This is a genomic window from Providencia vermicola (assembly GCF_020381325.1).
In the GTDB taxonomy this organism is placed as follows: domain Bacteria; phylum Pseudomonadota; class Gammaproteobacteria; order Enterobacterales; family Enterobacteriaceae; genus Providencia; species Providencia vermicola.
This window is the reverse complement of sequence record NZ_JAGSPI010000014.1, coordinates 24,440-45,261: the sequence shown is the minus strand read 5'-3', so window position 1 is coordinate 45,261 and position 20,822 is coordinate 24,440. Positions and strand designations below refer to the sequence as shown.

Sequence of the window (20,822 nt, the reverse complement as noted above, 5' to 3'; positions counted from 1 at the left end):
ATTAAAATGACTAAGAAAGCTGACTTTATTTGGTTTAACGGTGAAATGACGCCATGGGCTGATGCAAAGGTTCATGTTATGTCTCATGCTCTGCATTATGGTACATCAGTGTTTGAAGGCGTCCGTTGCTATGATTCTCACAAAGGGCCTGTCGTTTTCCGCCACCGTGAGCACATGCAACGTTTGCACGATTCTGCAAAAATTTACCGTATGCCTGTCAGCTATAGCGTAGAAGAGTTAATGGAAGCGTGTCGTGCGACTTTACGCAAAAACAACTTAGTCAGTGCGTATATCCGGCCATTAGTTTTTATTGGTGATGTTGGTATGGGGGTTAACCCACCAGATGGTTATAACACTGACGTCATCTTAGCTGCCTTCCCGTGGGGGGCTTATTTAGGTGAAGAAGCCCTAGATCAGGGGATTGATGCGATGGTTTCTTCGTGGAATCGCGTTGCACCGAATACCATTCCTACTGGCGCAAAAGCGGGTGGTAACTATTTATCATCTTTATTAGTGGGTAGCGAAGCACGTCGTCATGGTTATCAAGAAGGTATTGCTTTAGACGTTCATGGGTATCTCTCTGAAGGTGCTGGGGAAAATATCTTTGAAGTGAAAGATGGAATTTTATATACGCCTCCGTTCACATCATCTGCATTACCAGGCATTACTCGTGATGCGATCTTAACCTTAGCAAAAGATATGGGTATTGAAGTCCGTGAGCAAACACTATCACGTGAATCTCTCTACCTTGCGGATGAAGTCTTTATGACAGGGACTGCAGCAGAAATTACCCCTGTACGCAGCGTCGATGGTATCCAAGTAGGTATTGGTCGTTGTGGCCCAGTGACTAAACAAATTCAACAAGCATTCTTCGGCTTATTTAATGGTACAACGGAAGACAAATGGGGCTGGTTAGATCCAGTAAACCCTTAATAACTAAATTGAAATAGATGTTACAGGCGGACGTTCCCCGCCTGTTTTTAAACACGGGAGTTAAAGATATGCCTAAGTACCGTTCAGCAACAACAACACATGGTCGTAATATGGCGGGGGCACGCGCATTGTGGCGTGCAACTGGAATGACCGATGCTGATTTTGGAAAACCCATTATTGCAGTTGTTAACTCATTCACTCAGTTTGTGCCTGGTCACGTACATTTACGCGATCTTGGCAAACTGGTTGCAGAGCAAATTGAAAACGCAGGCGGCGTAGCGAAAGAGTTTAATACAATTGCGGTTGATGATGGGATTGCCATGGGGCATGGCGGAATGCTGTATTCCTTACCTTCCCGTGAGTTAATTGCTGATTCTGTCGAATATATGGTTAATGCGCACTGTGCGGACGCTATGGTGTGTATTTCTAACTGCGATAAAATTACCCCAGGTATGTTAATGGCGTCATTACGTCTTAATATCCCAGTTATTTTTGTTTCTGGTGGTCCGATGGAAGCAGGGAAAACCAAGCTTTCAGACCAAATTATTAAATTGGATTTAGTCGATGCGATGATTCAGGGGGCTAATCCAAATGTAAGTGATGCTGATAGCGAACAAATCGAACGTTCTGCTTGCCCAACCTGTGGTTCATGCTCTGGTATGTTTACGGCTAACTCCATGAACTGTTTAACTGAAGCATTAGGGTTATCTCAGCCAGGTAATGGCTCGTTATTAGCGACTCACGCTGACCGTGAGACCTTATTTATCAACGCAGGTAAACGTATTGTCGAGCTAACGAAACGCTATTACGAAAAAGATGATGAAAGTGCGTTACCTCGTAATATTGCCAATAAAGCGGCGTTTGAAAATGCCATGACCCTTGATATTGCGATGGGTGGCTCGACGAATACCGTTCTTCACTTGCTGGCCGCAGCACAAGAGGCCGATGTTGACTTTACGATGGAAGATATTGACCGTTTGTCTCGTCAAGTTCCGCACTTATGCAAAGTGGCACCAAGCACACAAAAATACCATATGGAAGATGTTCACCGTGCTGGTGGGGTTATTGGTATTTTAGGGGAGCTGAGTCGCGCAGGCTTGCTGCAAGAAAATGTCACTAATATTTTAGGGCTGACTTTCCAAGAAACATTGGCGCAGTATGACGTCATGTTGACGAAAGACGAAAGTGTTAAGTCTATGTTTTCCGCAGGCCCTGCGGGTATTCGTACTACTAAAGCATTCTCACAAAATTGCCGTTGGCCTTCGTTGGACACCGACCGTGAAAATGGCTGTATTCGTAACATTGAGAATGCATATAGCTTGGATGGTGGCCTGGCCGTACTGTCTGGAAATATTGCGGAAGATGGCTGTATCGTTAAAACAGCTGGGGTTGATGAGGGTAGCTTAACGTTCCGTGGCCCTGCAAAAGTATTTGAAAGTCAAGATGATGCAGTTGAATCCATCTTAGGCGGTAAAATCGTTGAAGGTGATGTGGTAGTGATCCGCTATGAAGGGCCAAAAGGTGGGCCAGGCATGCAGGAAATGTTGTACCCAACGTCCTACCTGAAATCAATGGGCTTGGGTAAAAGCTGCGCGCTTATCACTGATGGCCGTTTCTCGGGTGGAAGTTCAGGTCTTTCTATTGGCCATATTTCGCCAGAAGCAGCCAGTGGCGGCTTATTAGCGCTGGTTCAAGATGGCGATATTATTGATATCAATATTCCAAAAAGAACGATGGTGTTGGATGTTAGTGAGAGTGAGCTTAACCAGCGCCGTGAAGCGGAATTAGCCCGTGGTGATAAGGCCTTTACACCACGTGACCGTCAGCGTGAAGTGTCTTTTGCACTGCGTGCCTACGCTTCCTTAGCAACCAGTGCAGACAAAGGCGCTGTGCGCGATAAGTCAAAATTAGGGGGCTGATGTGGCAGCGGCAAAACCATTACCCGCAGCACCGACAAGTGCTGATTATTTAAAGGCGGCGCTCAGTGCGCCAGTCTATGAAGCGGCTCAAGTTACGCCGCTTCAGCAAATGGATAAATTATCTGCACGTTTAGGCAATACGATTTTAGTTAAACGTGAGGACAGGCAGCCTGTACACAGCTTTAAGTTACGTGGGGCTTACGCCATGATTGCCACGTTAACGGAAGAGCAAAAAGCCAAAGGCGTTGTGACGGCATCCGCGGGGAATCATGCTCAAGGTGTCGCCCTGTCGGCAAGCCGTGTGGGTGTTAAAGCCAAAATTGTTATGCCAGTGGCAACCGCGGATATCAAAGTGGATGCAGTTCGTAGCTTTGGTGGTGAAGCCATTTTACACGGTGCAAACTTTGATGAAGCGAAAGCGAAAGCGATCGCGATGGCGGCAGAAGAGGGGTATACCTTTGTCCCACCTTTTGATCACCCATCAGTAATTGCTGGGCAAGCCACGATTGCGCTGGAATTATTACAGCAAGATGTGCATCTCGACCGTATTTTCATTCCTGTTGGCGGGGGCGGTTTAATCGCGGGTGTGGCGGTTATCATCAAACAGTTAATGCCTGAAATTAAAATCATTGGTGTCGAAGCGGAAGATGCAGCGTGTTTGAAAGCGGCGTTAGAAGCGGGTCACCCCGTTGATTTACCTCGTGTCGGGTTATTTGCGGAAGGTGTTGCAGTTAAACGTATCGGTGATGAAACGTTTAGATTGTGCCAACAATATGTCGATGATGTCATCACGGTGGATAGCGACTCTATCTGTGCAGCATTGAAAGATATTTTTGAAGATGTTCGCGCAATTGCAGAACCATCAGGCGCTTTAGCGCTGGCAGGGCTGAAAAAATATGTCCAACAACATAACATCAAAGGTGAGCGTTTAGCGCATATTTTGTCTGGTGCGAACATGAATTTCCACGGGCTGCGTTATGTCTCTGAGCGCTGTGAGATTGGTGAACAACGCGAAGCGCTGTTGGCGGTGACGATCCCTGAGCAAAAAGGCAGTTTCTTACGCTTTTGCCAGCTATTAGGCCACCGAGCAATCACGGAGTTTAATTACCGTTATACGGATGCAGACCCTGACTGCGCCTGTATTTTCGTTGGGGTGCGCTTAAGTGGTCGTGATGGTGAACGCGCAGAAATTATCCAAGAACTCAGAAGCAATGGCTATGATGTTGATGATTTATCTGATGATGAAATGGCGAAGCTTCATGTACGTTACATGATTGGCGGTCGACCATCTAAACCGTTAGATGAAAGACTGTATAGCTTTGAATTTCCAGAGTCTCCAGGAGCGTTACTGCGATTTTTAGAAACGCTTGGAACCCACTGGAATATTACGCTTTTTCATTACCGTAGCCATGGCACGGATTATGGACGAGTGCTGGCGGCATTTGAACTTGCGGGGCCAGAAGTGCGCTTTGATAGGCACCTTGATGCACTAGGATATGAGTACCACGATGAGACGGGCAATCCTTCTTTTCGTTTTTTCCTAGCGCCACAAGATAGTCAAAAAACCTTAGATTGAGTTGTCTGGGAGTAGCTCCCAAAATGCTTTAATTAGTGGCTCACTTAGGCGTTTGCTTAATAGGCAAACGCCGAGTTCGAAGGGTTCCACCATTGAAATATTGTCGAGCTGTGAGATACGGCTACGGACAGGTTCAGGGCTATTATCCACGACGACACTTGGGATCAAGGCGATACCACAACCAAGGGCTACCATCGATACAATCGCTTCATGGCCAGACACCGTGGCGTAAATCACTGGGTTATTGATGTGATGGCGGCGAAACCATAATTCGATACGTTTTCGTGATGGGCCATGTTCTGGCAGGATAAACGGTACCGTTGACCAATCAGGTTCTGCTTCATTCACCATCGAACGTACAGCACAAGGCAGTGATGGCGCAATGAGCACCAATGGGATTTCACCAATTTTTGTGAAGCGCACATTGTCAGGTAAACGCTCAGGTTTGCCTGCAATACCAAGGTCTGCCTCGTGTGTTTCCACTTTTTCTACCGCATCCGCGGCATCGCCAGTGGTGAGCTTTATTTCGACTAATGGGTGCAAAGCACGGAATTTATCTAAAACTTGTGGTAAATGACTGTATGCTGCAGTGACTGAACAAAAAAGATGCAACTCACCACTGAGAGACGGGCTTTGTTGGTTAAGAGCATGCTGCAGTTGCTGATATTGCAACAAAGTTTGCTGGGCAAATTGTTTTAGGTGCTCCCCCGCTTGTGTGAGTTTGACCGAACGATTATCACGAACAAATAATGGGTGACCCAGTTGTTCTTCTAGGCGCTGGATTTGACGAGATAGCGTTGAAGGGCTGACATGCATGGCTTTAGAGGTGCGGCCAAAGTGGCAGCTCTGCGCTAAATGCAAAAAAAGTTTCAGATCACGAATATCCATTCTGCCCTCTGATAAAGTAATTAATCGTGTTGCGAATATTGCAACATTGTATTGTTAATATATCAATTTAAGCAATGCGAAACATCGCATATAGTAAATCCATAAACGCTTAAAAATAAGCGACAGGCAAATTAATGACCTGACATAATGAACACAACAGAACAATGGAGTATGACAATGGCGAATTATTTTAACACATTGAATTTGCGTGAGCAGTTAGCTCAGTTAGGCAAGTGCCGCTTTATGAAACGTGAAGAATTTGCGGACGAAGCTGGCTATCTGAAAGGGAAAAAAATCGTCATCGTCGGTTGTGGTGCACAAGGTCTGAACCAAGGCCTGAACATGCGTGACTCTGGTTTAGATATCGCTTATGCATTACGTGCAGAAGCGATCAGTGAAAAACGTGCTTCATGGCGCAAAGCAACTGAAAATGGTTTTAAAGTTGGCACATATGAAGAATTGATCCCAACGGCAGACTTAGTTGTTAACTTAACGCCAGACAAACAACACTCTACCGTTGTTCGTGCTGTTCAGCCTATGATGAAACAAGGTGCAGCTCTGGGTTACTCACACGGTTTCAATATTGTTGAAGTGGGTGAAGAAATCCGTAAAGACATTACTGTTGTGATGGTTGCACCAAAATGCCCAGGTACGGAAGTTCGTGAAGAATACAAACGTGGTTTCGGTGTTCCAACTCTGATTGCTGTTCACCCAGAAAATGACCCGAAAGGCGAGGGAATGGCGATTGCTAAAGCATGGGCTGCTGCGACAGGTGGTCATCGTGCAGGTGTTCTGGAATCGTCATTCGTTGCTGAAGTTAAGTCTGACCTGATGGGTGAGCAGACAATCCTGTGTGGTATGTTGCAAGCGGGCGCATTACTGAGCTACGACAAGATGGTTGCAGACGGTGTTGAACCAGGTTATGCAGGTAAATTGATTCAATTTGGTTGGGAAACTATTACAGAAGCGCTGAAACAAGGTGGTATCACGCTGATGATGGATCGTTTATCTAACTCTGCAAAGGTCCGTGCATATGCGTTATCTGAGCAACTGAAAACCATCATGGCACCACTGTTCCAAAAACACATGGATGACATCATTTCAGGTGAGTTCTCATCAACAATGATGGCTGACTGGGCAAATGACGATAAAAACTTGCTGACATGGCGTGAAGAGACAGGCAAAACAGCATTCGAAAATTACCCTGAATATGCAGACAAAATTGCAGAACAAGAATATTTTGACCATGGCGTTCTGTTAGTTGCAATGGTTAAAGCGGGTGTTGAGCTGGCGTTCGATACGATGTTAGAAGCGGGTATCTTAGAAGAATCAGCATACTACGAGTCTCTGCATGAACTGCCACTGATTGCGAACACCATCGCACGTAAGCGTTTATATGAAATGAACGTGGTTATTTCAGACACGGCGGAATATGGTAACTACCTGTTCTCATTTGCGGTTGTACCGATGCTGAAAGATTTTATGACCAAATTACAAGCGGGCGATTTAGCGAAGCCAGTTGCTGATAATGGCACAGATAACGCGCAGTTACGTGATATCAATGAAGCAATCCGTAATCATCCTATCGAGAAAATCGGTAAGACGTTACGGGGTTATATGACGGATATGAAGAAGATTTCAGTTGGAAGTTAATTTTTCGTCACTCTTCGCGTGATAGGTGCGTTGGCTGCATTCGGTTACCCTCAGGGATAACCTCTTTTGCCGCCTTCCTCTAACGCGGATAGTTTAGAAAAATGCATTATTGATATAACCACATCGCTCTGATGAATGATGTGGTTTTTTGTTTTTTATAAATAGAAAGGATCGTTGCTCAAGAGTTGGCTGGGTTTCTGCTACAATCGGTAGCGAGTTCCATTTTGAATAACTAAGTGATGTAGAGAAGCCATGCGATTAAACCCAAGCCAGCAACAGGCAGTTGAATTTGTCGATGGCCCTTGCCTTGTATTGGCAGGGGCTGGATCAGGTAAAACACGTGTTATTACCAACAAAATTGCACACTTGATCCGCCAGTGTGGTTATCAACCACGGCAAATTGCGGCTGTCACTTTTACCAACAAAGCCGCGCGGGAAATGAAAGAGCGCGTGGCACAAACATTAGGTAAAAAAGAGGCACGTGGGCTTATCATTTCAACCTTCCATACATTAGGTTTGGAAATTATTAAGCGTGAATATAAAGCATTGGGTATTAAAGCCAATTTTTCGCTGTTTGATGACCAAGACCAAATGGCATTACTTAAAGAACTAACGTTTGATTTACTTGAAGAAGACAAAGATCTGCTACAGCAGTTGATCTCTTCGATCTCAAACTGGAAAAACGATCTGATCTCACCACAACAAGTTGTTGGGCAAGCACGAACGGAAAAAGAACATCATTTTGCGGAGTGTTACCGCCGTTATGAATTACACCTAAAAAGCTGCAACGTATTGGATTTTGATGATTTAATCAGTAAGCCAACGCTTCTGTTATATCAAAATGAAGAAGTGCGAGAGCGATGGCAGCAAAAAATTCGTTATTTGCTGGTGGATGAATATCAAGATACCAATACCAGTCAATACCAACTTGTTAAGTTGCTGGTGGGACAACGCGCTCGTTTTACGGTGGTTGGGGATGATGACCAATCTATTTATTCATGGCGTGGCGCAAGGCCGCAAAACTTGGTGCTACTGAGCCAAGATTTTCCTAAGTTGAACGTGATTAAGCTTGAGCAAAATTACCGCTCTTCAGGCCGAATATTAAAAGCGGCGAATATCTTAATTGCAAATAACCCTCATGTATTTGAAAAGAAACTTTTCTCAGAGTTGGGCTACGGTGCGCCGCTAAAAGTTTTAACGGCAAACAATGAAGATCATGAAGCGGAGCGGGTGATTGGTGAGCTTATTGCCCATCACTTTATCAACAAAACAGAATACAAAGATTATGCGATTTTATATCGAGGTAATCACCAGTCGCGTATTTTTGAAAAAATGTTGATGCAAAACCGTATTCCATATCGTATCTCTGGCGGTACTTCATTTTTCTCACGTCCTGAGATTAAAGACTTACTGGCTTATTTACGAGTTCTGACTAACCCTGAAGATGACAGTGCTTTTTTGCGTATTGTGAATACCCCACGTCGGGAAATTGGCCCAAAAACGATTCAAAAGCTAGGGGAATGGGCGAATCAACGGGGAAAAAGCTTATACCAAGCCAGTTTTGATTTAGGGTTAGAGCAAACCCTAAAAGGAAAAGGATTAGAGGCATTACAACGGTTTACCCAGTGGATGGACAGTATTGTTCGAACGTCAGAGCGGGAGCCGCTGATTGCGGTGCGTGATTTACTGCGTGAAATGGATTACGAAAGTTGGTTGTATGAAACATCAACTAGCACTAAAGCTGCTGAAATGCGTATGAAAAACGTCAACCAATTATTTACATGGATGAGTGAAATGGTTGAGGGGGATGAACTGAACGACCCGATGACGCTTGGCCAAGTGGTCACGCGTTTTACATTACGGGATATGATGGAGCGTGGCGAAGATGATGAAGAATCAGATCAAGTTCAGTTAATGACATTGCATGCATCTAAAGGCCTTGAATTTCCTTATGTTTTTTTAGTCGGTATGGAAGAAGGGTTATTACCGCATCAAAGCAGTATTGACGAAAACAATATTGATGAAGAGCGTCGCTTAGCGTATGTGGGGATCACTAGAGCACAAAGAGAGTTGTTTTTCACTCATTGCCGTGAGCGCCGTCAATATGGTGAATTAATTCGACCTGAGCTTAGTCGTTTCCTACTTGAATTACCGCAAGATGATCTTGAATGGGAGCAACAGCGAAAAGTAGTGAGTGCCGAAGAGCGTATGCAAAAGGGACAATCTGCATTAGCTGATATCAAAGCGCGTTTAGGGCTAAATAAGAAAAGCGAGTCATAACCATTTATTGAGGTTCCACACTAGAGTGACTCTAGTGTGGAAATAATTAACAATTTGAACTGTTACGTTCTTCCAATTCTAGCATCCAATTTACATAACCTTGCCATTGCACTTCCTGTTGCAGGTTTTCTGCTCGCAGCGGATGTTCAGATAACCAGCGATATGGCAACACAATCGTGAGTCTATCTGCATTTGCATTCAATCTTAAAGCAGGCAATGTGTCATCGCGTCGACGGCTTGCAAAAATAATGGCTAACCGAAGTAAACGGCACAAAAAGTAGGCTTGTTGCATCGGTAGTGCATTTTGTTGGCTAAGCGGCGCTAAATCGACGGGGCCTTGCTGATTTTTTAATAAAGCCGCCAATAGCCGTTTTTGTGCAGGGGTATAGCCAGGTAAATCCAAGTGAGTGATCAAATAGCTGGCATGTTCAGAGCCTTTGCGAAAATCAACACTTAGGCCAATTTCATGCAACGCACATGCGCTTGATAATAAATCACGACAGCGGGTATCGAGTTGCCAATCTTTCGCCACTTGCAGATAAAAATATTCGGCTAACTGACGAACGCGGCTAGCTTGTTCGATATCCACTTGGAAACGACGCTGGATATTGCGTACAGTGCGAGCACGAATATCTTGCTCAATCGGCAATTCTAACATGCCATAAACGAGTCCTTCCCGTAGAGCACCGCCTGCAAGCGTCATATTATCAATATCTAGCGCTTCAAAAATGGCAATTAAAATGGATAAGCCGCTTGGAAATACTAAAGCACGCTCGAAGGTTAAACCTTCAATTTCAAGCTCTTCAAGTTTTTGGCATTGAATGGCTTTACGTTTTAGCTGCTGCAATTTAGGCAATGTAATAAGTTCATCCATGCCTTGTGCAATCATAATTTCTTGGATTGCTTGCACAGTACCTGATGCGCCAACACAGATTTTCCAGCCGTGAGCTTTTAAGGTATCGGCAACGGGTTCGATAACCTTTCTTGCTGCTGCTTGTGCGGCTGAAAAATTGTCTTCTGTTAAGCTTCTATCACTGAAATAGCGCTCAAGCCATGTCACACAGCCCATCTCAAGGCTATAGAGCTGCTGTGCTTTTGCGCCAGTTCCTGTTACAAGTTCAGTGCTTCCCCCTCCAATATCCACCACCAAGCGTTGGTCGGGGCCGCCTGTCGTATGTGCAACGCCTTGATAAATTAAGCGGGCTTCTTCTTCCCCTTGAATGACTTTAACGGGATTTCCTAGGATATTGCTGGCTTTTTCGATGAAAATATCGGCATTTTTCGCTAAGCGTAGTGTTGCAGTCGCGACCACACGAATTTGTGTTGTCGGAATATCTTGCAGATGTTCCGAAAAAAGTCGTAGACATTGCCAACCACGTTCCATCGCTTGTTCAGAAAGGTGATTGTTTTTATCTAACCCAGCAGCAAGACGGACTTTTCGTTTAACCCTAGAAATAACCTGTATGCTGCCAGCGGTTTCACGTACGACAAGCATGTGAAAACTGTTAGAACCTAAATCGATAGCAGCATAAAGAGAAGAAGATTTCAGCATAGCGTTTTTACTCAGCCTGGACGTTTATGGTTATTACGCGGACCATTGTGGCGGCGCGGTGCATTTGAATTGCGGCGCTGGCCTCCAGGGCGTGGGCGATGACGACGTTTAGGTGCGGGTAAGTCACTCAATAATGCATCGCTGTTATATTTACTCACTGGAATCGAATGTTGAATGTATTCTTCGATTGCAGGCAAGTTAAGTGCATATTCTTCACAAGCTAGGCTAATTGAATTACCACTTTCCCCTGCACGGCCAGTGCGGCCTATACGGTGAACGTAATCTTCACAGTCGTCAGGTAAATCGTAGTTAAAGACGTGGGTCACTGATGGAATGTGTAATCCACGTGCCGCGACGTCCGTCGCCACTAAAATATCTAAACTACCCTGTGTGAATTGTTCTAAAATACGTAAACGTTTTTTCTGCGCCACATCGCCAGTCAATAAGCCAACACGGTGGCCATCGGCTGCTAAATGTGCCCAAATATCATCACAACGGTGCTTAGTATTGGCGAAAATGATGCAACGCTCAGGCCACTCTTCTTCGAGAAGAGTCTGAAGTAAACGCATTTTTTCTTCATTTGAAGGATAAAAAAGCTCTTCTTTAATGCGATGGCCCGTTTTTTGTAAAGGCTCAACTTCAACGTATTCAGGGTTATTCATTTGCTCAAAGGCGAGTTCTCTCACACGATAAGACAGTGTGGCAGAAAATAACAGGTTTAGTCTGTCAGCGGCCTCTGGCATACGACGGAATAACCAACGAATATCTTTAATAAAACCAAGGTCGTACATGCGGTCAGCTTCATCAAGCACAACGACTTGAATGGCTGCTAAATCTACATGGCCTTGTTTCGCATAGTCAATAAGACGGCCAGTCGTTCCTATGAGGATATCGACACCGTTTTGTAACACTTTTAGCTGTTCATCGTAGCCATCTCCCCCATAAGCGAGCCCCATTTTCAGACCCGTATATTCTGCCAACTCTTTGGCATCAGAGTAAATCTGAACAGCGAGTTCACGAGTCGGTGCCATCATGAGTGCACGTGGCTGATTCGCTTTTTTCCCTTCAATGGCAGGGTGAGTTAATAGATAATGAAACGTTGACGTTAAGAATGCTAACGTTTTACCTGTACCTGTTTGCGCTTGTCCCGCAACGTCTTTGCCTTCGACAGTGAAAGGCAATGTTGACGCCTGTATAGGCGTGCAATAATTGAAGCCTTTCTTGTTCAGAGCTTCAATGACTTTAGGGTGCAATGCGAAGTCGGAAAACTTCTTTTCTGTCAAGTGTGCTTTACTCATAGTATGTTAGAATATCAGTTAACGGTTGGTTTACGAAAGTGTATCTTTTGAAATAAAGCATACTGCTGCCAATAATGTTACACTAAGTCTGCAAAAAGATGATTCTTTGGAGTACAACATGAGCGACAAAATTATACATATAACTGATGCAAGCTTTGAAACTGCAGTTCTGAAATCAAATTCACCTGTTCTCGTCGATTTCTGGGCAGCATGGTGTGGTCCTTGTAAAATGATCGCGCCTATTCTTGATGAAGTTGCTGAAGAATATACAGGCAAATTGACTATCGCAAAACTGAATATTGATGATAATCCGGCTACCGCTCCAAAATACGGAATTCGTGGTATCCCGACATTATTATTATTCAAAAATGGTAGTGTAGCAGCGACAAAAGTTGGTGCATTATCTAAAACGCAACTGAAAGAATTTCTAGACGAAAATCTGTAAGTTATCGTTATATGTGATCTAAAACGTTTAGCGGCGTATCTATTTTATCAAGAGAGTCGCTAGACGTCCTCATCTAAGCATGATAAGTTATCACTATTCCTCGTGTAGCACCCGTATGAATTACTCTGTATTCCATTGCTCTTATCTTATATATCAAGCTAGTTAGTTCAGTATTTTAATGATTTTTGATGATCAAAACTAATGGCACAATGATTTTAAATATGAAAACTGAGAACATAGACATTGAGTTAAGCACCCGCTAGATTCAATATTGTTGTTTCACATGAATTTTTCATATACCTTAAAGATAGCGCATAAGCAGTAGTATGACATAAGACGTAGTTAGATCTTCGGATGTAAAAACGTATCGGGAAAAATTTAGTGTGCAGGGAATGTGTTTTTAAATGCGAAACTGAACCTAAATTTGCGATCTTGGGATAGATGTTGTCCTAAATGTACAAAAAACTATTGCTAATGTTGTATGTGTTTCTAATAATATGCCAAACATCGTTCAGATGAGCTATGGTCATATGTTAAAACAGATTTAGCAGTAGCTAGCACAAATTTTTATGCATTGTTGTTGGCTTTATGGCTACCAACAGGGCAGTTAAGTTAAACTGGCACTTAATAAATAAGTTGCCGTCAATTAACGTTCATAGTTCGAGAATTACCCCGAGTTAAAGAACCCACCATTATGAATCTTACCGAATTAAAGAATACGCCAGTATCAGAATTGATTACGTTAGGCGAAAATATGGGGCTAGAGAACTTAGCCCGTATGAGAAAGCAGGATATTATTTTTTCCATTTTGAAGCAGCATGCGAAAAGTGGTGAAGATATTTTCGGCGATGGCGTACTGGAAATATTGCAGGATGGATTTGGTTTCCTCCGTTCCGCAGACAGTTCTTACCTCGCAGGTCCTGATGATATCTATGTTTCTCCTAGTCAAATCCGCCGTTTTAACCTACGCACAGGTGACACCATTTCAGGAAAAATTCGACCACCTAAAGAAGGTGAACGTTATTTTGCCCTCCTGAAAGTCAATGAAGTTAACTTCGACAAACCTGAAAACGCACGTAGTAAAATCCTTTTCGAAAACTTAACCCCATTACATGCAAACAATCGTCTGCGCATGGAGCGTGGTAACGGTTCAACAGAAGATTTAACGGCGCGAGTTTTGGACTTAGCTGCACCAATTGGCCGTGGTCAACGTGGGCTGATTGTTGCTCCGCCAAAAGCAGGTAAAACGATGTTGCTGCAAAATATTGCCGCTAACATTGCTCACAATTATCCAGATTGCGTTCTAATGGTTCTGTTGATCGATGAGCGCCCTGAAGAAGTAACAGAAATGCAGCGCTTAGTTAAAGGTGAAGTTATCGCTTCTACTTTTGATGAGCCAGCTGCGCGTCACGTTCAAGTGGCTGAAATGGTTATCGAGAAAGCAAAACGTCTGGTTGAACATAAAAAAGACGTCATTATCTTACTCGACTCCATTACACGTCTTGCTCGTGCGTATAACACCGTGGTTCCTTCATCTGGTAAAGTTTTAACAGGTGGTGTGGACGCAAACGCCTTACATCGCCCTAAACGTTTCTTCGGCGCTGCCCGTAATGTCGAAGAAGGCGGAAGCCTGACAATCATTGCAACTGCACTGGTTGATACAGGTTCGAAAATGGATGAAGTTATTTACGAGGAGTTTAAAGGTACAGGTAATATGGAACTGCATCTTTCTCGTAAAATTGCGGAAAAACGTGTATTCCCAGCGATTGATTACAACCGTTCTGGTACGCGTAAAGAAGAATTACTTACTTCACAAGACGAACTGCAAAAAATGTGGATCCTACGTAAAATTATTCATCCAATGGGTGAGATTGATGCGATGGAATTCCTCATTAGTAAGCTCGCAATGGCAAAAACTAACGAAGAGTTCTTTGATTTTATGAAGAGAGCTTAGTTGTTTTGATTTTTAGCTTCAACGAAAGGTGCCTACATGGCACCTTTTTTGTTTCTAGGTATCCGTATGACAGATTGGAATGAACACCGATATAAATATTAGTGTTCTTACAACAATGTTGATTCTGAAAGCTGGTAGATATTTTATTTCACATTTACTACCAATGTGAGTTTGGTGGACTAGTTTCTATTTAATATGTGAGTAATTGATTATTTACAATAAGTATTATTGGAATAATTTAACTTTATTTATCTGGTTTATGATTTCAATTGAAATTAATTTTTTGATTTATATTAAAAATATGAGGCGCTGTAGAAGTAACCAATTGATTAACTCCATTTCAGTGTATTGCTTTTATGGCATGCATCTTGCAGCTATTAAGTATAAAATGTGTCAGATTCCATTATTGAATGAGCAACACGAATAAAGTGTGTTTTTTAATAATGTTACAGTTATCTCTTTATGAATATAGATTCGTCTTATAGTAGATTTTATTACTAAGATGATAATGCAGTAGCGATTGCATTTTTATCGGCATTCGCCAATAAAAGTTTAGTATTGATAGTTAAATAAAAAATATTAAGAGAGTCAAACAGTGGACACCATACACTTTGTAACCAACCTCTTCTACGTCTTCTTGTTTTCGTTAGTTTTTATTTTCTTCGCCCGTATCGTTGCGATAAAAATCGGGTTAGTTGATAAACCTAACTTCAGAAAGAAACACGTAGGACTTATTCCTCTTGTTGGGGGAATATCCGTTTTCTTTGGGATCTGTTTTGCATTTTATATCACAGAGGAATATATCCCTCATAAGTGGTTATACATTGCAAGTGCGGGGTTATTGGTTTTTATCGGTGCATTAGATGACCGATTTGATATTAGCGTGAAGTTAAGAGCAGGGGTTCAGGCGATTGTTGCGGTCGTTATGATGACGGCTGCGGGGCTTAAACTGGAATCATTGGGTCATGCTTTTGGCCCGTGGGAATTAGTACTGGGTCCGTTTGGTTATATTGTCACTTTATTTGCAGTATGGGCGGCGATAAATGCCTTTAATATGGTGGATGGCATTGATGGGTTACTTGGTGGGCTTTCTTCAGTTTCCTTTGGAGCACTAGGTTTCTTATTGTATCAAAATGGTAACTATGCATTAGCATTTTGGTGTTTTGCTTTTATTGCAGCTATTCTTCCTTATATCCTTTTAAATTTAGGTGTATTAGGCCGTCGGTTTAAAGTCTTTATGGGGGATGCGGGAAGCACTTTAATTGGGTTTACGATTATTTGGATTTTGGTGGCTTCAACACAGGAAGAGGTTCACCCAATTAACCCAGTTACGGCACTGTGGATTATCGCTATCCCTCTGATGGATATGGTTGCAATTATGTATCGTCGAATCCGTAAAGGGATGAGTCCGTTTTCTCCAGACCGCCAGCACATTCATCATTTGATTATGCGCTCAGGTTTTACACCGAAAGGGGCTTTTGTTCTGATTACGTTGTCAGCCGCATTTTTAGCTTGCATTGGTATTATCGGCGAACGCTTATCATTTGTACCAGAATGGGTAATGTTGGCATTATTTTTGCTTGTATTTATGATGTATGGTTATTGCATCAAACGAGCTTGGAAAGTCGCCCGTTTTATTAAACGAGTTCGACGTAAAGCGCGCAGGGGTGCAGTACGGTAACGAAAAAACGAAAATAGAGGTTCTGTGCAGTGAATAACTCAGAAACACAACCGAGTCAGCATCAAACACCAATAGAGCCAGAGTTGGATATCCGTGGTTTATGTCGCTCCTTGTGGCAAGGCAAAGTTTGGATCGTTGCATTTGCCGTGATTTTTGCGGCAATTGCATTGGGAGCATCCTATTTTATGCAGCCCAAATGGAGTGCGACAGCGATTACGGACTTACCAACCGTAAATAATTTGGGAAGTTATTATTCTCAGCAACAGTTTCTGCGCAACCTCGATTCCCGTATTAATAGTACTGGGCAAGAAGGGCAATTGCCGACAATTGCAAAAGAAGCTTATCAAGAGTTTACTAAGCAACTCGGTTCTTACGATACCCGCCGCCAATTTTGGTTGAGCACAGATTATTACAAGCAACGGTTAGAAAATGATCCAAAAGCGGATGCTGCCTTATTGGATGAACTCATTAATGATATTGAGTTTACACCCGCTGATGAAGTGAAAAATCTAACGGATAGCATTAAATTAGTGGCTGAAACATCAACAGACGCAAACCAGTTGTTACGCCAATACACGCAATTTGCGAATCAACGTGCAACCGCGAATCTGAATGATGAAATTAAAGGCACTTGGGCAACTAAAATGCAATCAATGAAAGCGTTGGTTAAGCGTGAAGACATGGTGGCAACCGCCGCTTATGAAAGACGATTAAACGCGTTGGAACAAGCACTAAAAGTTGCTGAAAAACAAGGTATTGTGCGTAATCAAAGTGCAACACCAGTCGATGAAATCCCTGATTCTAAAATGTTTATGTTAGGTGCCCCATTATTACAGGCACAAATTGAAACATTAAAAGCAACGGGCCCAGATCATGACTCAGATTATGACCAGAACATCGCAATGTTATCAACATTAAGCGTTGGGCCTACTCTCCAAGATAATTTTCAAGCTTACCGTTATTTGCGTACGCCTGAAGATCCTGTCAAACGTGATAGCCCACGTCGAGCCTTTATGATGGTTCTATGGGGCGCTATAGGGTTATTAGTGGGTGCCGGAGTGGTACTTTCTCGCCGCCGTCCATCTTGATTTTGGGATAAGCCACTGACACATTTATCAGTGGCTTGATAAAGTCATTAAGATTAAATAAGCAGCACACTGCAAAAGATAAATATAAGAGAGTCATCGTGAAAGTATTGACTGTATTCGGCACTCGACCAGAAGCCATCAAGATGGCGCCGTTAGTTCATGCACTGGCGAACGATGCTGATTTTGAAGCAAAAGTTTGTGTCACTGCACAACATCGAGAAATGCTTGATCAAGTACTGAAATTATTTGAGATTACACCCGATTACGATCTCAACATTATGAAACCAGGGCAAGACTTAACGGATATTACCTGTCGTATTCTTGAAGGGCTGAAAGGTGTATTTGCCGATTTCCAGCCTGATGTTGTTCTTGTTCATGGCGACACTGCAACTACCATGGCTACGAGCCTTGCTGCGTTTTACCATCGTATTCCTGTTGGGCATGTTGAGGCAGGGCTACGTACGGGGAATCTTTATTCTCCATGGCCTGAAGAAGCTAACCGCAAAATTGCGGGGCACTTAGCAATGTATCACTTCGCCCCAACAGAAAACTCACGCCAAAATTTATTAAAAGAATCGATCCCTGATAGCCACATTTTTGTGACTGGCAATAGCGTGATTGATGCGCTGTTATGGGTGCGAGATAAAGTCATGAGCGACCAGCACATGATGGAAAAATTGGGTGCAAACTACCCATTTATTGACCCTAATAAGAAAATGATTTTAGTGACAGGCCACCGTCGAGAAAGTTTTGGTGGCGGTTTTGAGCGTATTTGCCACGCATTGGCTGACATCGCTCAGGCTCACCCAGATGTACAAGTTGTTTATCCTGTACATCTGAATCCAAATGTGAGTGAGCCTGTAAAACGTATTTTGCATGATATTGATAATATTATTTTAATTAGCCCCCAAGAGTATCTTCCATTTGTCTACTTAATGAATCATGCCTACTTGATTTTGACTGATTCAGGGGGAATTCAAGAAGAGGCGCCTTCTCTCGGCAAACCCGTTTTAGTCATGAGAGATACCACTGAGCGACCTGAAGCCGTTGACGCAGGGACAGTTCGCCTTGTGGGAACAGATACACAAAAAATTGTTAACGAAGTTAATCGGTTACTGACAGATGATGCGGAATATCATGAAATGAGCCGCGCACATAACCCGTATGGGGATGGTCATGCTTGTCAGCGTATTCTTACAGCATTAAAAAGTAATCAGGTGAAATTATGAGTTTTGAAACTATTTCTGTTATTGGCCTTGGTTATATTGGTTTACCAACAGCAGCAGCCTTCGCATCACGTAAAAAACAGGTTGTCGGTGTGGATGTTAACCAACATGCGGTGGATACCATTAATCAAGGGAAAATCCACATCGTGGAACCTGAACTCGATATCGTGGTGAAAAAAGCCGTTGAAGAAGGTCATTTAAAAGCTTTTACAAAGCCACAGCCTGCCGATGCTTATTTAATTGCTGTACCGACGCCATTTAAAGGTGACCACGAACCCGATTTAGCTTATGTCCGTTCTGCGGCAGAGTCGATTGCGCCTGTGCTGAAAAAAGGCGATTTAGTGATCCTTGAGTCTACCTCTCCAGTAGGTACAACGGAGCAAATGGCACAGTGGATGGCGGAAGCACGCCCAGATTTAACGTTCCCACATCAAGCGGGTGAAGAAGCGGATATTGATGTTGCTTACTGCCCAGAGCGTGTATTGCCAGGGCAAGTGATGGTCGAATTAATTAAAAATGACCGTGTTGTGGGCGGTATGACACCGAAATCTTCACTGCGAGCGAGTGAGTTATACAACATTTTCCTTGAAGGGGAATGCGTGATCACCAATTCAAGAACCGCAGAAATGTGCAAATTAACGGAAAACAGCTTCCGTGATGTTAATATCGCCTTTGCGAACGAATTATCATTAATTTGTGCAGAGCAAGATATCAATGTGTGGGAGCTGATCAGCCTAGCAAATCGCCACCCGCGCGTGAATATTTTACAACCAGGCCCTGGTGTTGGTGGCCACTGTATTGCTGTTGACCCATGGTTCATTGTTGCTCAAAACCCGAAACAATCACGTTTAATCCACACTGCACGTTTAGTGAATGATGGCAAGCCAATTTGGGTCGTTGATCAAGTGAAAGCGGCTGTTGCGGATTGCCTAGTGGAAACAGGCAAAAAAGCTAGCGAAGTGACGATTGCCTGTTTTGGTCTTTCGTTTAAACCGAATATTGATGATTTACGTGAAAGCCCAGCAATGCATATCACTAAAATGGTGGCGAACTGGAACCCAGGTAAAACTTATGCGGTTGAGCCACATATTGAAGAATTACCAACATCGCTGAAAGGCATTTCTGAATTAGTTTCAATTGAAAAAGCAGTGAATGAAGCGGATGTGATCCTAATGTTAGTTGACCACAATGTTTTTAAAGGCATTCAAGGTTCAGCAATCCCACAAAAATGGGTTGTGGATACAAAAGGAGTCTGGCGTTGAAACGCATTCTAATCACTGGAGGTGCGGGGTTTATTGGCTCCGCAGTGGTGCGTCATATTATTGAGAATACGAACGACAGTGCGATTGTTATTGACTGCCTGACTTATGCAGGCAACCTTGAATCCCTTGCGCCTGTCGCGAGCAGTGAACGCTATGCGTTTGAGCAAGTGAATATCTGCGACCGACAAGCACTTGACCGCGTTTTTGCTCAATATCAACCCGATGCCGTTATGCATCTGGCGGCGGAAAGCCACGTGGATCGCTCTATTGACGGCCCTGCCGCTTTTATTGAAACCAACATTGTGGGGACTTACACACTGTTAGAAGCCGCGCGTCATTATTGGTCTGCGTTAGATGAAGGGAAAAAAGCGGCATTCCGTTTCCACCACATCTCGACAGACGAAGTATACGGCGATTTGGATGGCCCTGAAGGTTTCTTTACAGAAACAACACCTTATGCACCAAGCAGTCCATATTCTGCCTCTAAAGCATCCAGCGACCATTTGGTGCGTGCATGGCAAAGAACTTATGGTTTGCCAACGATGATCACCAACTGCTCAAATAATTATGGGCCGTATCATTTCCCAGAGAAATTGATCCCCTTAATTATTTTAAACGCCTTAGCGGGCAAACCACTGCCAGTATATGGCAAAGGTGAGCAAATTCGTGATTGGCTGTTTGTGGAAGATCATGCACGCGCGTTACATTTAGTGGCAACAACGGCGCAGCCAGGCACAACTTACAATATCGGTGGGCATAACGAACGCCGTAATATTGAAGTTGTTGAAACCATTTGTGAGCTGCTTGAAGAGTTGCATCCGCAAAAACCACAAGGTGTAGCACATTATCGTGATTTAATTACCTATGTGAAAGACAGACCTGGTCACGACATGCGCTATGCTATTGATGCAGCAAAAATTGAGCGTGAATTGGGCTGGAAACCTGAAGAAACTTTCGAGTCTGGTATTCGCAAAACAGTGTTGTGGTATTTGAATAACGAAACGTGGTGGCGTCGTGTACAAGATGGCTCCTACGCAGGTGAACGCTTAGGCCTTGGCAATTAGGTG

The 20,822-nt window shown here is 43.4% G+C and carries 15 protein-coding genes; 12 read left to right on the top strand and 3 right to left on the bottom strand.

Annotation, left to right across the window (positions count from 1 at the left end; all coding sequences use genetic code 11):
• The first annotated feature begins 6 nt into the window (after positions 1–6).
• The 3 genes from KDJ85_RS18495 (at position 7) to ilvA (ending at position 4,428) form a co-directional block, all read left to right on the top strand.
• The gene (locus KDJ85_RS18495; RefSeq protein WP_219244983.1) at positions 7–933 is read left to right on the top strand and encodes a branched-chain amino acid transaminase; all 927 of its coding nucleotides are present in this window, start codon (positions 7–9) and stop codon (positions 931–933) included.
• A 68-nt stretch (positions 934–1,001) separates the two neighbouring features.
• Positions 1,002–2,852 (top strand): dihydroxy-acid dehydratase, encoded by a 1,851-nt coding sequence (gene ilvD / locus KDJ85_RS18490; RefSeq protein WP_225820893.1) that lies wholly within the window; start codon positions 1,002–1,004, stop codon positions 2,850–2,852.
• A 1-nt stretch (position 2,853) separates the two neighbouring features.
• Positions 2,854–4,428, top strand: a complete 1,575-nt coding sequence (gene ilvA / locus KDJ85_RS18485) for a threonine ammonia-lyase, biosynthetic (protein ID WP_225820892.1) — start codon at positions 2,854–2,856, stop codon at positions 4,426–4,428.
• Here ilvA and ilvY read toward each other — a convergent pair.
• Positions 4,420–5,316, bottom strand: a complete 897-nt coding sequence (gene ilvY, locus KDJ85_RS18480) for an HTH-type transcriptional activator IlvY (RefSeq protein WP_225820891.1) — start codon at positions 5,314–5,316, stop codon at positions 4,420–4,422. The genes ilvA and ilvY overlap by 9 nt on opposite strands.
• Before the next feature lie 177 nt (positions 5,317–5,493).
• Here ilvY and ilvC point away from each other — a divergent pair, with 177 nt between their 5' ends.
• Entirely contained in the window at positions 5,494–6,969 is a 1,476-nt protein-coding gene (gene ilvC, locus KDJ85_RS18475) for a ketol-acid reductoisomerase (protein WP_225820890.1), read from the top strand.
• A gap of 252 nt (positions 6,970–7,221) precedes the next feature.
• Positions 7,222–9,249, top strand: a complete 2,028-nt coding sequence (gene rep, locus KDJ85_RS18470) for a DNA helicase Rep (RefSeq protein WP_225820889.1) — start codon at positions 7,222–7,224, stop codon at positions 9,247–9,249.
• A 46-nt stretch (positions 9,250–9,295) separates the two neighbouring features.
• On the opposite strand, the gene gppA is transcribed toward rep, so the two are convergent.
• Both gppA and rhlB read right to left on the bottom strand, forming a co-directional pair.
• The gene (gene gppA, locus KDJ85_RS18465; RefSeq protein WP_225820888.1) at positions 9,296–10,801 is read right to left on the bottom strand and encodes a guanosine-5'-triphosphate,3'-diphosphate diphosphatase; all 1,506 of its coding nucleotides are present in this window, start codon (positions 10,799–10,801) and stop codon (positions 9,296–9,298) included.
• Positions 10,802–10,812: 11 nt separating this feature from the next.
• Entirely contained in the window at positions 10,813–12,099 is a 1,287-nt protein-coding gene (rhlB, locus tag KDJ85_RS18460; RefSeq protein ID WP_225820887.1) for an ATP-dependent RNA helicase RhlB, read from the bottom strand.
• Between the two features lie 118 nt (positions 12,100–12,217).
• On the opposite strand from rhlB, the gene trxA reads away from it, so the two are divergent.
• The 7 genes from trxA to rffG all read left to right on the top strand — a co-directional run bounded on the left by trxA (position 12,218) and on the right by rffG (position 20,819).
• The gene (gene trxA / locus KDJ85_RS18455) at positions 12,218–12,544 is read left to right on the top strand and encodes a thioredoxin TrxA (protein ID WP_206083068.1); all 327 of its coding nucleotides are present in this window, start codon (positions 12,218–12,220) and stop codon (positions 12,542–12,544) included.
• Between the two features lie 694 nt (positions 12,545–13,238).
• Positions 13,239–14,498, top strand: a complete 1,260-nt coding sequence (gene rho, locus KDJ85_RS18450; protein ID WP_219244974.1) for a transcription termination factor Rho — start codon at positions 13,239–13,241, stop codon at positions 14,496–14,498.
• Positions 14,499–15,093: 595 nt separating this feature from the next.
• Positions 15,094–16,179: a UDP-N-acetylglucosamine--undecaprenyl-phosphate N-acetylglucosaminephosphotransferase gene (wecA, locus tag KDJ85_RS18445; RefSeq protein ID WP_225820886.1), complete on the top strand. Its 1,086-nt coding sequence runs from the start codon at positions 15,094–15,096 to the stop codon at positions 16,177–16,179.
• A gap of 29 nt (positions 16,180–16,208) precedes the next feature.
• Positions 16,209–17,267 carry an ECA polysaccharide chain length modulation protein gene (gene wzzE / locus KDJ85_RS18440; RefSeq protein ID WP_047755910.1) on the top strand — a complete coding sequence of 353 codons (1,059 nt, stop codon included), beginning with the start codon at positions 16,209–16,211 and terminating at the stop codon, positions 17,265–17,267.
• 98 nt (positions 17,268–17,365) lie between these two features.
• On the top strand, positions 17,366–18,496 hold the full coding sequence (gene wecB, locus KDJ85_RS18435; RefSeq protein WP_225820885.1) for a non-hydrolyzing UDP-N-acetylglucosamine 2-epimerase: 1,131 nt from the start codon (positions 17,366–17,368) through the stop codon (positions 18,494–18,496).
• The gene (wecC, locus tag KDJ85_RS18430) at positions 18,493–19,755 is read left to right on the top strand and encodes a UDP-N-acetyl-D-mannosamine dehydrogenase (protein ID WP_225820884.1); all 1,263 of its coding nucleotides are present in this window, start codon (positions 18,493–18,495) and stop codon (positions 19,753–19,755) included. Before wecB ends, wecC begins: the two co-directional genes overlap by 4 nt.
• On the top strand, positions 19,752–20,819 hold the full coding sequence (rffG, locus tag KDJ85_RS18425) for a dTDP-glucose 4,6-dehydratase (protein ID WP_225820883.1): 1,068 nt from the start codon (positions 19,752–19,754) through the stop codon (positions 20,817–20,819). The genes wecC and rffG overlap by 4 nt, the downstream gene beginning before the upstream one ends.
• The last annotated feature ends 3 nt before the right edge of the window (positions 20,820–20,822 follow it).

Bases quoted from the DNA above. Each gene is read 5' to 3' on its own strand.
- KDJ85_RS18495 (WP_219244983.1), top strand. From the start codon at position 7: ATGACTAAGAAAGCTGACTTTATTTGGTTTAACGGTGAAATGACGCCA.
- ilvD (WP_225820893.1), top strand. From the start codon at position 1,002: ATGCCTAAGTACCGTTCAGCAACAACAACACATGGTCGTAATATGGCG.
- ilvY (WP_225820891.1), bottom strand. From the start codon at position 5,316: ATGGATATTCGTGATCTGAAACTTTTTTTGCATTTAGCGCAGAGCTGC.
- ilvC (WP_225820890.1), top strand. From the start codon at position 5,494: ATGGCGAATTATTTTAACACATTGAATTTGCGTGAGCAGTTAGCTCAG.
- rep (WP_225820889.1), top strand. From the start codon at position 7,222: ATGCGATTAAACCCAAGCCAGCAACAGGCAGTTGAATTTGTCGATGGC.
- gppA (WP_225820888.1), bottom strand. From the start codon at position 10,801: ATGCTGAAATCTTCTTCTCTTTATGCTGCTATCGATTTAGGTTCTAAC.
- rhlB (WP_225820887.1), bottom strand. From the start codon at position 12,099: ATGAGTAAAGCACACTTGACAGAAAAGAAGTTTTCCGACTTCGCATTG.
- trxA (WP_206083068.1), top strand. From the start codon at position 12,218: ATGAGCGACAAAATTATACATATAACTGATGCAAGCTTTGAAACTGCA.
- rho (WP_219244974.1), top strand. From the start codon at position 13,239: ATGAATCTTACCGAATTAAAGAATACGCCAGTATCAGAATTGATTACG.
- wecC (WP_225820884.1), top strand. From the start codon at position 18,493: ATGAGTTTTGAAACTATTTCTGTTATTGGCCTTGGTTATATTGGTTTA.